Source organism: Brevibacillus sp. 1238, from assembly GCF_029892995.1.
Taxonomy (GTDB): Bacteria; Bacillota; Bacilli; order Brevibacillales; family Brevibacillaceae; genus Brevibacillus; species Brevibacillus parabrevis.
In genome coordinates this window covers 139,659-152,206 of record NZ_JARXWC010000006.1, presented here as the reverse complement: position 1 = coordinate 152,206, position 12,548 = coordinate 139,659, and the positions used below count along the sequence as shown (strand labels likewise).

The 12,548-nt window shown below is 53.9% G+C and carries 13 protein-coding genes; 7 read left to right on the top strand and 6 right to left on the bottom strand.

Annotated features, from left to right (window positions below):
- Positions 1 to 30: 30 nt before the first annotated feature.
- The 3 genes from M2298_RS16010 to M2298_RS16000 form a co-directional block, all read right to left on the bottom strand.
- Positions 31 to 822, bottom strand: coding sequence for a stalk domain-containing protein (locus tag M2298_RS16010; protein ID WP_280648725.1), 792 nt, complete (start codon positions 820 to 822; stop codon positions 31 to 33).
- A 146-nt stretch (positions 823 to 968) separates the two neighbouring features.
- Entirely contained in the window at positions 969 to 1,907 is a 939-nt protein-coding gene (locus tag M2298_RS16005) for an AEC family transporter (RefSeq protein ID WP_122963900.1), read from the bottom strand.
- A gap of 15 nt (positions 1,908 to 1,922) precedes the next feature.
- Complete coding sequence (locus M2298_RS16000; protein ID WP_122963899.1) at positions 1,923 to 2,324, bottom strand: hypothetical protein; 402 nt, start codon at positions 2,322 to 2,324, stop codon at positions 1,923 to 1,925.
- Between the two features lie 322 nt (positions 2,325 to 2,646).
- On the opposite strand from M2298_RS16000, the gene M2298_RS15995 reads away from it, so the two are divergent.
- The 5 genes from M2298_RS15995 (at position 2,647) to M2298_RS15975 (ending at position 6,766) form a co-directional block, all read left to right on the top strand.
- Positions 2,647 to 3,465, top strand: coding sequence for an amino acid ABC transporter substrate-binding protein (locus M2298_RS15995; RefSeq protein ID WP_280648724.1), 819 nt, complete (start codon positions 2,647 to 2,649; stop codon positions 3,463 to 3,465).
- 78 nt (positions 3,466 to 3,543) lie between these two features.
- Positions 3,544 to 4,380, top strand: coding sequence for an amino acid ABC transporter substrate-binding protein (locus M2298_RS15990; RefSeq protein ID WP_173596836.1), 837 nt, complete (start codon positions 3,544 to 3,546; stop codon positions 4,378 to 4,380).
- Positions 4,367 to 5,062: an ABC transporter permease subunit gene (locus M2298_RS15985; protein WP_280648723.1), complete on the top strand. Its 696-nt coding sequence runs from the start codon at positions 4,367 to 4,369 to the stop codon at positions 5,060 to 5,062. The genes M2298_RS15990 and M2298_RS15985 overlap by 14 nt, the downstream gene beginning before the upstream one ends.
- Before the next feature lie 17 nt (positions 5,063 to 5,079).
- Complete coding sequence (locus tag M2298_RS15980; protein WP_122963895.1) at positions 5,080 to 5,817, top strand: amino acid ABC transporter ATP-binding protein; 738 nt, start codon at positions 5,080 to 5,082, stop codon at positions 5,815 to 5,817.
- 577 nt (positions 5,818 to 6,394) lie between these two features.
- Positions 6,395 to 6,766 carry a YybH family protein gene (locus M2298_RS15975; RefSeq protein ID WP_122963894.1) on the top strand — a complete coding sequence of 124 codons (372 nt, stop codon included), beginning with the start codon at positions 6,395 to 6,397 and terminating at the stop codon, positions 6,764 to 6,766.
- Positions 6,767 to 6,802: 36 nt separating this feature from the next.
- On the opposite strand, the gene M2298_RS15970 is transcribed toward M2298_RS15975, so the two are convergent.
- Entirely contained in the window at positions 6,803 to 8,269 is a 1,467-nt protein-coding gene (locus M2298_RS15970) for an aminotransferase-like domain-containing protein (RefSeq protein WP_274874167.1), read from the bottom strand.
- A 91-nt stretch (positions 8,270 to 8,360) separates the two neighbouring features.
- Between M2298_RS15970 and M2298_RS15965 the strand changes: the two genes are divergently transcribed.
- On the top strand, positions 8,361 to 9,788 hold the full coding sequence (locus M2298_RS15965; protein ID WP_280648722.1) for a pyridoxal phosphate-dependent decarboxylase family protein: 1,428 nt from the start codon (positions 8,361 to 8,363) through the stop codon (positions 9,786 to 9,788).
- 83 nt (positions 9,789 to 9,871) lie between these two features.
- On the opposite strand, the gene M2298_RS15960 is transcribed toward M2298_RS15965, so the two are convergent.
- Both M2298_RS15960 and M2298_RS15955 read right to left on the bottom strand, forming a co-directional pair.
- Positions 9,872 to 10,414 carry a nitroreductase family protein gene (locus tag M2298_RS15960; protein ID WP_122963892.1) on the bottom strand — a complete coding sequence of 181 codons (543 nt, stop codon included), beginning with the start codon at positions 10,412 to 10,414 and terminating at the stop codon, positions 9,872 to 9,874.
- 162 nt (positions 10,415 to 10,576) lie between these two features.
- Positions 10,577 to 11,368: a SagB/ThcOx family dehydrogenase gene (locus M2298_RS15955; protein WP_173596833.1), complete on the bottom strand. Its 792-nt coding sequence runs from the start codon at positions 11,366 to 11,368 to the stop codon at positions 10,577 to 10,579.
- A gap of 134 nt (positions 11,369 to 11,502) precedes the next feature.
- Between M2298_RS15955 and M2298_RS15950 the strand changes: the two genes are divergently transcribed.
- The gene (locus M2298_RS15950; RefSeq protein WP_229049725.1) at positions 11,503 to 12,405 is read left to right on the top strand and encodes a LysR family transcriptional regulator; all 903 of its coding nucleotides are present in this window, start codon (positions 11,503 to 11,505) and stop codon (positions 12,403 to 12,405) included.
- The last annotated feature ends 143 nt before the right edge of the window (positions 12,406 to 12,548 follow it).

Sequence of the window (12,548 nt, the reverse complement as noted above, 5' to 3'; positions counted from 1 at the left end):
CAAGGGGCAGTCAGCAAAAGAAACGGCTGCTTATTGGTTGCTTTGCGCCCCTTCAAACAAAGGTTTGTTCGTATCGGCATCGATGAACACAATCGTGTTGTACGGCGGGAGCTTCACTTTTGCCGTCAAGTACGGATAGGTGATCACTTGCGGATACATCATCCCTGGAACTGGCTCCGTCAATTTCACGTAGACCAAAAGCTGCTCCCAGCTCTGCTGCACCTTCGTGACTTGCAGGCCGTAACCGGGGTGAGGAGATTGGCCGCGCGCGATCACGTACAAGTCTCCCTGTTGGTGAATGCCTTGCTTGCCTTTGACGGACTCGACGAACTCCTGCTCTGCTTCGGTCAACTGCTTTTCATCCACGAGGACGAACGAATCATTTTGTCCGGATGACACAATCTCCACCGCCCTTTTCTCGGCATTCCAAGCAATCTTTTGGCCTGCCTGCTCCACCAGCCACCTCAGCGGCACATACACGTCTTTGCCGCGAAGCAGCGCTGCTTCGCCACCTTGAACCGCCTTGCCGTCAACCGTCACCGCTCCGGAATCCAGCTGGTAGGCGATCGTATGGTTGCCGACTTTCATCTGCCCTGTTTGTCCTTGCAGCGTCCACTTCGCTTTCAGGATGTTCGCTGCATCTTGGGCAAGGACGTACGTTTTTTGCTGATGCAAAACGGCCTGTTTTTGCAAAGCCGCCGCTTTTCCATCTACGGAAATCGCTGCCGTCTGTGCCTGGCTCCCGCTTGTCGCTGCCGCCACCGAGTAGACGGACACAAGCTGGAGGCTGAGGGCTGCAATCAGCCATGCTTTTTTGTTCATCTTCGTTCCTCCATTCCTTTTTGCCGGGATTCATTCTATCTTCTATCTTGTTAGACTTACCTCAGGTCTTATTCGTTTCAGTGCTCTTGCCACAAAAAGAACAACCGGCCTGACCAGAAAGCAGACCGGTTGTCCATGGAAAAAAATTAGTGCAACAGCCAGTTGCTCATCAGCACAACAGCCGGAATCGTCAAAAGCGCCAGCAACGTCGAAAAGACGGTCGTCATCGCGCCCATTTCCTCATCTGCCTTGTAGCGTCCAAACAAAATCGAGGCGAGCGTCAAAGTCGGCATGGCCACCTGTACCAATGTCACACTGACGATATCGCTGTCCAGCGAAAACACGGAGAGCAGCAGCGCCGTCAAAAGCGGAAAGACAAACAGCTTGAAAGCAAGCGGCATGCCAAGCAGCGGCAATGATACTTGCGGCTTGCTGCGCAAAAACAGCGGGAGCAGCATCCCGATATACATCATGGCGAGCGGCGAAGCCAGTTTGGCCAGCGTGCCAAACAGGTGCTTGACTGGCTCAGGCGGGGCAAAGCCGATCAGCGCGGAACCAAGTCCGAACACGATGGCAATCATCGGAATATTGATCAGCGTTTTCAGCCCTTTGAGCGAAAACGAGCCTTTTTCCTGGAGCATCATGACCCCGACTGTCCACAGCACGACGTCGACGCCAGCGTCAAAAATGGCAGCCAGGAGCGCACCTTTTGGCCCGAACAGCGCTGCGCACAGCGGCAGACCGATAAAGCCCGTGTTGCCGAGGCCAGACAAGATCGCGATTTCCCTGCGCTTTTTGGCAGGCAACGGCAATGTCCTCGCTCCTGCCCAGCCGAGCAGGATGCCCAAACAGTTCAACACAATCGAAATGACGAATATTGCAAAAATTTGCACCAAAAGCTGGTTATCGATCTGGGTTTGAAAAATCCCGTCCAAAATGATGCAGGGCATCGCCACGTTGATAATGATCGTAATGACGAGCTGCCGCGAATCGGCTGTCAACGGCTGTCGGTAACCGATCAGGCTACCGATGCCGATGATGACGGCCATGATGAGTACGGATTGCTGCAACGTCTGAAATTCCATCGCACCGTCCCCCGCTTACATTTCGATCGGGAGCCATTGCAAATTTGCCGGCTCGCCTTTATCGCATGTCCGCAAAACATCCCCGCAAAGCGGAACAGCTTGTTCGAGCGGAACGCACCAGGAGAGCGGGAACACCGCTTCGCTGCCTTCAATCACGAGCGATGCCATCACCGCGTTCTGCTCGCCATTCGTCAGCACAAAATGCTGCTCGCCTGGCTCGTGCTCTTTCCACTGGACAAGCACTTTGCCGTTGTTGCCGCCAGCCACCACCAAATCCACGTGGTCACCGTATGCGGCATGCACCAGCGTGCGATTCTCGCCATTCAACTGCGCGATTTCCTTCAATACTTCGTGCCAGGCTACATGCTTCTGCTCCGTTCCACTGCCATCGGTATACATACGCCAGTCGTTTAACATGCTGATTGACTCCTTTTATCCATTCATGGTTGTCTTTGTCCCAAAGCATCAAGATGTTTCGTCCGAAAAAATGGGCAAACGCCCAAGGTCGTACTTATTGTACGCTATCTGCCCCCACAACCTCAACCACTACTTGCAAGCCCTCTGACGCTCCTGCACATAGCGATAGGGCAATTGGAGAATCCTGAGAAAGGAACCGTTTGCAGACCAAGAAATTCATAGTAAACAAATCGGAATAAACATTTTTATGATTGACAAAGACCGATGAGGCTACTACTATGAATCCATGAAATTCGATCAGCATAAAGGGGATTTAATCATCATGAAAAAAGTCGTTTTCTCTACTTTGCTCTCTTGTCTGTTGGTAGGAATCGTTGGTTGCAGCAGCTCTGGCGCCCCTTCCCAAACCGATAGCGCTACACCGCCGGCTGCTTCGCAAAACTTGCTGGAAAAAGTAAAAGCGGAGAAAAAGCTCGTCATCGGGACAGAAGGCACTTACTCGCCGTTTACATACCACGATCAGTCCGGCAAACTGACCGGATACGACGTGGAGGTCGTAAGCGAGGTTGCCAAGCGGCTCGGTGTAGAGCCTGTTTTCCAGGAAACGCAATGGGACGCCATGTTTGCGGGTCTGGATTCCAAGCGCTTTGACGTGGTTGCCAACCAGGTAGGGATACGCCCTGACCGTCAGGAAAAATACGATTTTTCCCAGCCGTACACGATCTCGCGCGCTGTTCTCGTCGCGCACAAAGACAATACGACGCTAAAAAGTTTTGCAGACATCAAAGGCTTGAAAGCCGGGCAGTCCATGACCAGCAACTACGCAGACCTCGCCCGCTCGAACGGGGCAGAGATCGTCGCTGTCGACAACTTCAACCAGGCGATTGACCTGATCGCGCAAAAACGCGTCGATGTCGCTATCAACGACAACTTGTCCGTGCTCGACTTTTTGAAACAAAAACCGGATACGCCAATCCAAATCGTCACTAAAAACGACAAAGGCCAGCCAACCGCCTTCCTGTTCCGCAAAGGCAGCACAGAACTGGTCGCCGAGATTGACAAGGTGCTGGATGAGATGAAAAAAGACGGCACGTTGAAGGCGATTTCGGAAAAATGGTTCAGCGAAGATATCACGAAGTAAACATTCATTGACAAAATTGTCTGTCCCTTTTAGTATGTTCCTAATAAAAATCATATCGGTTTAGTGGGGGTTTCATTTATGAAAAAACTATTGTTTTCCGTTCTCACATCTGCTTTGCTGGTCGCCTTGGCCGGTTGCGGCTCCTCTTCCTCTCAGGCGCCACAAAACAACGCTTCGCCTGCTCCAGCTGCCAGCGAAGAGAAAAAAGAGCAAAACTTGCTGGAAAAAGTCAAAGCGGACGGAAAAATTTTGATTGGTACCGAGGGCACGTACTCCCCCTTCACCTTTCACGATCAATCCGGCAAGCTGACCGGATATGACGTCGAAGTCGTAACCGAAGTCGCCAAGCGCCTTGGCGTTGAGCCAGTGTTCCAGGAGACACAGTGGGACGCCATGTTCGCGGGACTGGATTCCAAGCGCTTTGACGTCGTAGCGAATCAGGTCGGAATCCGCCCTGACCGCCAGGAAAAATACGACTTCTCCAATCCGTATACCGTATCGACAGCGGTGCTCGTCACTCACAAGGACAACACGACGGTAAAAGGCTTTGAAGATATTAAAGGCTTGAAAGCAGCGCAAACGCTGACGAGCAACCTCACCGACATCGCGAAGAAAAACGGAGCGGAAATCGTCGGAGTAGAGGGCTTCAACCAGGCGATCGACCTTTTGACTTCCAAGCGCGTCGACATTACGATCAACGACGGTCTTTCCTTGCTTGACTTCCTGAAGCAAAAGCCTGATACGCCAATCAAAATCGTCGCCAAAGATCCGAATGTAGCGACAAACGGGTTCCTCTTCCGCAAAGGCAGCACAGAGCTGGTTGAAGCGTTCAACAAAGCGCTGGATGACATGACGAAAGACGGTACACTCGCAAAAATTTCCGAGAAATGGTTTGGTGCAGATGTTTCTAAGTAACTTCTTTGACAACCCGGAACGCCTGAACCGATGGATCGATATCGCGCAAAGCTCCTTTCTGCCTCTGCTGAAAGGAGCCTTGCTCTATTCTTTGACGCTTGCCATCGTTTCCTTTTTCTTTGGCCTGATTCTCGCTGTTTTGGCCGCATTGGCCCGCCTGTCCGGCATCAAGCCGCTGGTTGGCCTTGCCCGTTTTTATGTATCGCTCATCCGTGGAACGCCGCTGTTGGTGCAGCTTTTCATCATTTTCTTCGGTTTGCCGAGCGTAGGAATCATGATCGATCCGTTTCCTTCGGCCGTCATCGGCTTCTCGCTCAGCGTCGGCGCCTATTCCTCCGAGGTCGTGCGCGCCGCGATTCTGTCCATTCACAAAGGACAGTGGGAAGCCGCCTACTCTCTCGGGATGACGTACTGGCAAGCGTTGCGCCGGGTCGTGTTGCCGCAGGCAGCGCGCGTTTCGGTTCCCCCTCTGTCCAACTCGTTTATCAGTCTGGTCAAGGATACGTCGCTCGCCGCGGCCATTCTCGTTCCCGAGATGTTTCGCAAAGCACAGGAAATCGTCGCCTCGACCTATGAGCCGTTGCTTGTCTACTCGGAAGCCGCGCTCATCTACTGGATGATTTGCTTTGTCCTTTCCTTTATTCAAGACCGGATCGAAAACAAGCTGGACCGCTACGTCTAAAAAGCAGGTGAACGCAGATGATTACCATCACGGATTTGCATAAACAGTTTCACAACTTGCAAGTGTTAAAAGGAATTTCGCTGACGGTGGAAAAAGGCAAGGTCGTCGTCATCATCGGCCCTTCCGGCTCCGGGAAAACGACGCTGCTGCGCTGCCTGAACGCACTGGAAGTACCGACCAGCGGCAGCGTGCAGATCGGCGAAGTCAAGCTCGACTTTTCGCAAAAGGTTGATCGTTCAAGCATCCCGCGACTGCGCAAACAGACAGGCATGGTGTTTCAAAGCTACAATTTGTTCCCGCATATGACCGCGCTGGAAAACGTCATGGAAGGTCCCGTGACTGTCAAAAAGGCAGACAAGGACAGCGCGCGGGCGAAAGCAGCCAAGCTGTTGTCCAAAGTAGGTCTCGGAGACAAGCTGGATCATTACCCGGCGCAGCTCTCCGGCGGCCAGCAGCAGCGCGTGGGAATCGCCCGCGCCCTGGCGATGGACCCGCAAGTCATGCTGTTCGACGAGCCGACTTCCGCCCTCGATCCCGAGCTGGTCGGCGAAGTATTGAAGGTCATGAAGGAGCTGGCCCAGGAAGGCATGACGATGGTCGTCGTCACGCATGAGATGGGATTTGCCCGCGAGGTGGCGGACGAAGTCATTTTCATGGATCAGGGCGTAATCGTGGAGCGCGACACTCCTGCCAAGCTGTTCGCCCAGCCGCGCGAGGAGCGCACTCGCCAGTTTTTGCAGCACCTGAAAGCGTAAAGCAAAAGACTCTGCCGACGCAGTAAAGCGGGCAGAGTCTTTTTTGCTAACGTCTATCCGTGCTTAGTCATCCCAGAAAGAAGTGACCAGAAGAATGATGAGGATGATCCAAAAAAACCCGCCACCTCCGAAGCCGAAACCACCACCGCGCCTGCATCCCATGGCTTTTCTCTCCTCTCTTCTCACGTCATCAAGCAAAACTGGCCTCGTAAACTCGCAAAGAAGCCAGCGCTTCCTTTCAGCTTATGACAACCTAACTCTGTCCGCATGGATGCCTGTCTAGTTGACTCGCAAAATAAAAAAAAACGGGTGCTTGCCCTTCTCGCCCGCTTTTCGCCTAAAATTAACAAATGCTTCATGCTGGCTCTACTCTCCCTTAACATGTCCGGTCTATGATGGTATTGTCAGACCCTACGATGGACATTACGTCCTCCATTACCGCCCGAATAGCCCCCTTCTAGATCGGGCGGGCTTTTTTTCGTGGCTTTTTCGCGGGCTGGTGCCCCTTTCCCAAATCCGCTACAATACATAATAGTTGAACAATTCCCTGAATTTTGTTGTGGAGGTCATTTTCGCCATGGGTTATCAAAAAGCGCTTGAACAGTACATCGCTGCTACGAACACACACGACTTTTCCCAGGTCGAAAAGGTCTTGCACCCACATGCCGTCTACTGGTTCTCGGACAAGACCTGCACATCGCTTGAAGAAATCGGCCGTTACTTCGAGAATGCCTGGAATGTGATCAAGGAAGAAGTGTATTCCGCTGTCGATGTGCAATGGATCGCGGTAGACCAGCATTGTGCGACCTGTCTGTACACGTACCAGTACGAGGGCTACTACAACGGCCAGTTCGTCACCGGAAGCGGCCGCGCCACCAACGTGTTCACGAAGACGGCAGACGGCGACTGGAAGCTGATTCACGAGCATTTGAGCAATCAGCCTAAATAAAAGACCGGAGAGAGGAACTGCCAGGAGCAGGATGGTTTATGACAACGCATCCGGTTCGTACAGTTCCTTTCCTTGTTTTTCGATCAGTCTGCACAAAAGCGCAATGCCTTCCTCCAGCTTGTCGTCCGGGACCGAGCCGAAGCCGATCCGGATGTGCCCGCCTCCTGACAAATCGGTAAAACAGGCTGCCCCCGGCAAAAAAGACAGACCGTGCGGCTTGGCGAGAAGCGACAGCGCCTCTGTATTCGCACTCGTTTGCAGCCAAAAATTAGGGCCAGCCTGCGGCGCTTCCCATGTCAGCGCAGCTCCGCCATGCTGCCGCAAAAGCTTGTCCACCCGCTCTTTTTTTCGCTTCATCTTGGCGCGAACCGACTCGAAGTAACGCTCGTCTGAGACGTTTTGCAACAAATGATAGAAGCTGCGCTGATTGAACAGCGGCGTCGCCAAATCAGCGATCGCTTTGACATTGGCCAGCCGCAAAAAGACAGACCCTCTGGCAACCAGACAGCCGATGCGCAAGCCAGGCGCAATCACTTTGCTGTAGCCTTTCAAATAGATGACATGCCCGTTTTGATCCATGCTGCAAATGCTTGGCGGTATGGTTGCCGTGTAATGCAGCTCTGACCACGGATCATCCTCGACGATCAGGCAGTGAAAACTTTCAGCCAGCGCAAGCAAACTTCTCCGCGTCTGCTCGCTCATGATTTTTCCGGTTGGATTTTGCCCGGTCGGAATCACGTAGATCAGCTTGGGCGGGCGCTGGTCGAACATCCGTGTCAGCAGATCGATGCGGATTCCGCTGCTGTCGCAAGGAATCGGCAAAATCGTCGCCCCGCGCGAGCGAAACGCATCCAAAGCAGCAGGGTACGTCGGAGATTCCACCATGACGATGTCGCCCGGCCCTGCGAAGGTGCGAGCCACGAGGTCAATCCCTTGCTGGCAGCCCGTCGTCACCATCAGCTCGCTTTCCGTAACGCGTATGCCTCTTTGCTGAAAAGCATGCGCCAAATGCTCGCGCAGCGGCAGATCGCCGAGTGGAGAGGAATATTCGGCAAAAGTATGCGGATCACGCGCTGCCAAAGCGGTTGCCTTTTGCAGCGCTTCGAGCGGAAGGTGCTCTTCTTTTGACAAGGTCGCAGAGTGAAAAGGAAAAAGCAGACGGCTCCCGCGCGGCGTCTGCTGCCCGAAAATCGACCTTCCCACGTAATCGTAATACGACTCTTGCCACTCGTAGTCGTGACTGGCAGCGGGTGGAGCCGCTTTTTCCAGCCGCCTGACGTATGTTCCCTTGCCATGCAGCGTCACGGCATAGCCTTTTTCCTCGACGATTTTATAGGCGCGAATGACCGTCAACACGCTGACCCCGATTTCTTTTGCCAGCTTGCGCACAGACGGCAACAGCTCGCCCGCCTCGTACATCCCAGAGCTGATCCGTTCGATCACGGCTTGGGCGATTTGGACGGTCAACGATTCTTTCCCGGTTTTGTCCAATAAAATATGCATCCGTTCCCCCTCTTTCTTACCAACTGTTTTACCACAAGCTGTACTGTTATAACAACGGTTTGCTTTACTGGAAGAAAAGATGAGGGAGTGGATGGCAATGGTCAGCAAAATGCAAGCAGATCAGCAGGATTTGGCGGCCCTTTTGAATCGGGTGGTGCAGGAATCGCTCCAGTTTTTTGCCGGACTGGAAGAGCGGCCAGTCGCTGCGCAAGCGAAAACGGAAGCGGTGGAGTCGTTGCCGTCAGATGGCCGCGGGGGCTTGCAGGCGTTGGAACGGTTTCAGCAGCTGTATGCGAAAAAGTTGAGCGCAAGCGCCGGGCCGCGTTACCTCGGATTCGTCACAGGCGGGGCGACCCCGGCTTCCATCGCGGGCGACTGGCTCGTCAGCGTTTACGACCAGAACCTGTCCGGGATTTCCGATTCGATCGCAGGTTACGTGGAGCTGGAGACGATCGCCATGCTCAAAGAGCTGTTCCTGCTCCCGGACGATTTCAGCGGAGCATTTGTCAGCGGCGCGACGATGGCGAATTTCGTTGGTCTGGCCCAAGCCAGGCAGTGGGCTGCCCGCAAGCAAGGGGTGGACGTGGCAAACGATGGCCTGTACCAGTTGCCTCCGCTCAAAATCGCCAGTGGCGCTCCGCATTCCAGCATCTATAAATCTCTCTCCATGCTCGGCATCGGCAGAAAAAGCATGCACTTGATCCCGTGCCAGCCAAACCGGGAAGCAATCGACATCGCTGCGCTGCGCACTTTTTTGGAGGAACATCGCAACGAGCCGTGCGTGGTCGTAGCCAATGCCGGAACCGTCAACACGGTCGACTACGACGATCTTGCGGCTATCGCCCGGCTGAAAAGCGACTATGCTTTCTGGCTACACGTCGACGCTGCTTTTGGCGGGTTCGCGGCATGCTCCCCTCGCTTCAGCCACCTCGTAAACGGCTTGGAGCACGCTGACTCCATCACCATCGACGCGCACAAATGGCTCAATGTCCCGTACGACTCCGCCATGCAGTTCACGCGGCACAAGTCGCTCCAGGTAGACGTTTTCCAAAATAACGCCGCGTATTTGGGCAGCGCAATCGCCCAACCCGAATTTGCTCATCTCACTCCGGAAAACTCCCGACGTTTCCGCGCCCTCCCCGCCTGGTTCAGCTTGCAGGCTTACGGACGCGCTGGGTACAAAGAAATCGTGGAATCAAACGCCGAGGTAGCCCGGCTGTTGGGCGAAAAAATCGCGGGCAGCGACAGCTTCGAACTGCTCGCGCCCGTCAGGCTGAATGTCGTGTGCTTTTCGTTGAAAAGGAAAACGCGTGCGGAAGAACCACTGACTATGAATGACATCACTCGGTTTCTCGACCAGCTCAGTCGGGATGGGCGTGTGTTCATGACCCCGACGAACTATCAAGGAAGCCCGGCAATTCGAGCCGCCTTCAGCAACTGGCGAACAGTGGGCCAAGATGTGGACGTGATCTGGCAAGCGTTGTGCGACAGTTTTGCCGGATATTCGCGGGAAGGGTGACTGCTTCGTCAGCATGCAAAAAAGCGAGACCCTGTGTGGGCCTCGCTTTGCATGTCTTTTGCTGAACAGGAAGATAGCTGCTGCTATTCAAATCTTGTAAACTTTTCTTCTGCTCTCGTCCGCGGACGAGCTTCCGGCACGTCTTCCTGGTCGAAAAAGCCCAGGTGCAAAAAGCCGACGATTTTCTCGCCTGGCGCAACGCCCAGCAGCTGGTGAGCCTTCGGGTCCCAGTTGTGCGCGTTCGTTTTCCAGACCACGCCCAAATCGCGCTCCCAGGCCAACAGCTGAAAGTTTTGAATCAACGCGCAAACGGCGCTGAAATCTTCCTCCCACTGTTTTTGGCGCGGGTCTTCCTTCATGATGACGATCAAGTAAGCAGCCGGCTGGTTGTACATTTCTCTGCGCGCCTCGTGCGATTCGGCCGGATAGGCTGTAATCAGTTTCTCTACAAAAGCGGCCTTGTTCTCCGTCGGCACAAACAAGAAGCGCCATGGCTCGCGCAAACCGTGATTCGGTGCGTATACAGCATCATTCAACAGTTCCAGTACGAGTTGTTCGGGTACGGCATCCGGTTTATAAGCCTTTTTAATCGAGCGGCGCTCGCGAATGACTTTGGCAATGGACACATCGTTCACCTTCTTTGGACGGACATAATTATATCCTGATAATGGTTATCAGTATCATATGTTATCGTTTGGCTGGGAGAAAAGCAAGGGGAAAAGCATGTTGGCTGCACTTTGCTTCTGCATAAAAAAGGATGGCCTCCTCAGCCATCCCGCTTTCCGCCATCACTTCGGCCGCCGCTCCTCCAGCCAATGCCCTCCGGCGATTTTGCCGACGGATGCCATCAATACGGACAAATGCTCCGTGCCATCGATTCCCAAAAATTCGTTCATGTCGTGATCCATCCAGTGGCCGACCGTGCTGACCCCAAGTCCCAAAGCGTTTGCTGCCAGATGCAGGTTCTGCGCGGTGTGGCCGGAGTCCCACCAAATGTAGCGGTAAGCCCGTTCGTTGTATTTATGCCGCACCCGATCCACTTTGGCCGTCCAGACAAAATTGACGGCTGCGCGCCGCGTCATCTCCTGCTCCTCTGTAAGCTGATAGGCTACTTCAGACACGTCTTGTTTTTTCAAGCCTTCCAGGCACCAATTTTTCACGTCGAGATGATACAAGCCTTTTTCCAAACCTTCGACATGGTTGATCAGCAAAAACGTCTCGATCGGATACAAAGCGCCTGCCGAAGGAGTCGTGCGCAGCTGGTAGTCTCCCATGTCTGCCGTGATGCCTTGCGTGCCCCAGAGCAGCAAGTTCAGCTCGTTCAGGCTGAGCGGCTGGGGCAAAAAGTTGCGTTTGGAGCGGCGATTTTGCAGAAGCTCCCACAAATCAGCCGAATCACCGGAGCTTGGAAAGTCGGGCTCGCCCAAAGGAATGCGCACAAACGCCTCTTCATACTGTAAATAGGTCGGCGGCCGTTTGGAAAAGTCGTAGCGGGCAGCCCAGCCCTTTTCCAGATCACCCAGCCGATACGATGTAGCCTGGATAAATTCATTCGCAATTCGTTGCCATTCAGGATGCATGCCAAAATCCTCCCCGTTTTTCAAATCGTTGTTGGTCTTGCTACGTCTTTTACTATACGGGGAGGTTTTCTATCAGTAAAACAATGCTTTATAATACATTCCATAAGATTTTACTAATGGAAAAGGAATGAGCCATGATGACGCTCACTCAGCTTCAGGTACTGGTCGCCGCAGCCAAGGCAGGCAGCTTTACTCGCGCTGCGGAAGAAATCGGTTTTACGCAATCGGCTGTGTCGCAAATGATTCAGGCGTTGGAAAAAGAACTCGGCGTCTGCCTGTTTCTGCGCAGTCGCAGCGGCATCACTCCGACGAGCATCGGCGAACGGATGCTGCAGCATGCCCGCGACATTTTGACGATTACCGCTTGCATGACGGAAGAGGCCAATCTGGCGAGGGGGCTTGCGTCCGGTACTTTGCGCATCGCCTCAATTCCGAGCGTCGCTTCGCGCTTTTTGCCGGGACTTCTCGGGAGCTTTCGCAAACGGTTCCCGGCGGTGGAGATCATGCTGCTCGAAGGCGACAGCGACGAGATCGACAAATGGATGAGCAGCTCGGTGGTGGACATCGCTTTTACCGCGATTCCGGGCCGCGAGCTGCAAACGATGCCGCTGCTGTTGGACGAAATGATGGTGATTTTGCCTGATACGCATCCGCTGAAAGATCGGGCGACTTTGCGCTTCGACGAGATTGCCGATCGCTGTTTTATCATGCCAAAAGACGGGTGTATCAAAAAGATGTTGCAGGAAAACGCGATTACGCCCGCAATTACGTTTGAAGTCCGGGAAGTGTACACGATTTTGACCATGGTTCAGGAGTACATCGGCGTCACGATCATGCCGGAGCTGTATATGCCCGCTGTTCTGCCCAAGGTCGTCGCCATTCCGCTCGACCCGCCGATCCGGCGCGAGGTCGTTCTCGCGGTGCGCGACTGGCAGACGATCTCCCCCTTGACCGCCGAATTTGCCGTGCACAGTCAAAAGTACGTGCAGGCAATGGAGCCGTTTTTGCCTGACCGCAAAGCTGTTGGGGAGGTTTAGTTCGTTGTCGTCAGGGGGCGGCGAATCTGGTGCCGCCATTACAGGAACAAGAGCGGCTTCTGTTTGACTGCAAAGCTGCTGGCGGGGCTTAGAGGCGTGGGCAGGCTTGCGACAGCGAATTAATTGCCGACGTTACAGGCAAT

Excerpts from the sequence above, each read along its gene's own strand:
- M2298_RS16005 (WP_122963900.1), bottom strand. The coding sequence starts at position 1,907 with ATGGAATTTCAGACGTTGCAGCAATCCGTACTCATCATGGCCGTCATC.
- M2298_RS15985 (WP_280648723.1), top strand. The coding sequence starts at position 4,367 with ATGTTTCTAAGTAACTTCTTTGACAACCCGGAACGCCTGAACCGATGG.
- M2298_RS15965 (WP_280648722.1), top strand. The coding sequence starts at position 8,361 with ATGGCAATGGTCAGCAAAATGCAAGCAGATCAGCAGGATTTGGCGGCC.
- M2298_RS15975 (WP_122963894.1), top strand. The coding sequence starts at position 6,395 with ATGGGTTATCAAAAAGCGCTTGAACAGTACATCGCTGCTACGAACACA.
- M2298_RS15995 (WP_280648724.1), top strand. The coding sequence starts at position 2,647 with ATGAAAAAAGTCGTTTTCTCTACTTTGCTCTCTTGTCTGTTGGTAGGA.
- M2298_RS15950 (WP_229049725.1), top strand. The coding sequence starts at position 11,503 with ATGATGACGCTCACTCAGCTTCAGGTACTGGTCGCCGCAGCCAAGGCA.
- M2298_RS15970 (WP_274874167.1), bottom strand. The coding sequence starts at position 8,269 with ATGCATATTTTATTGGACAAAACCGGGAAAGAATCGTTGACCGTCCAA.
- M2298_RS16010 (WP_280648725.1), bottom strand. The coding sequence starts at position 822 with ATGAACAAAAAAGCATGGCTGATTGCAGCCCTCAGCCTCCAGCTTGTG.
- M2298_RS15955 (WP_173596833.1), bottom strand. The coding sequence starts at position 11,368 with ATGCATCCTGAATGGCAACGAATTGCGAATGAATTTATCCAGGCTACA.
- M2298_RS16000 (WP_122963899.1), bottom strand. The coding sequence starts at position 2,324 with ATGTTAAACGACTGGCGTATGTATACCGATGGCAGTGGAACGGAGCAG.
- M2298_RS15980 (WP_122963895.1), top strand. The coding sequence starts at position 5,080 with ATGATTACCATCACGGATTTGCATAAACAGTTTCACAACTTGCAAGTG.
- M2298_RS15990 (WP_173596836.1), top strand. The coding sequence starts at position 3,544 with ATGAAAAAACTATTGTTTTCCGTTCTCACATCTGCTTTGCTGGTCGCC.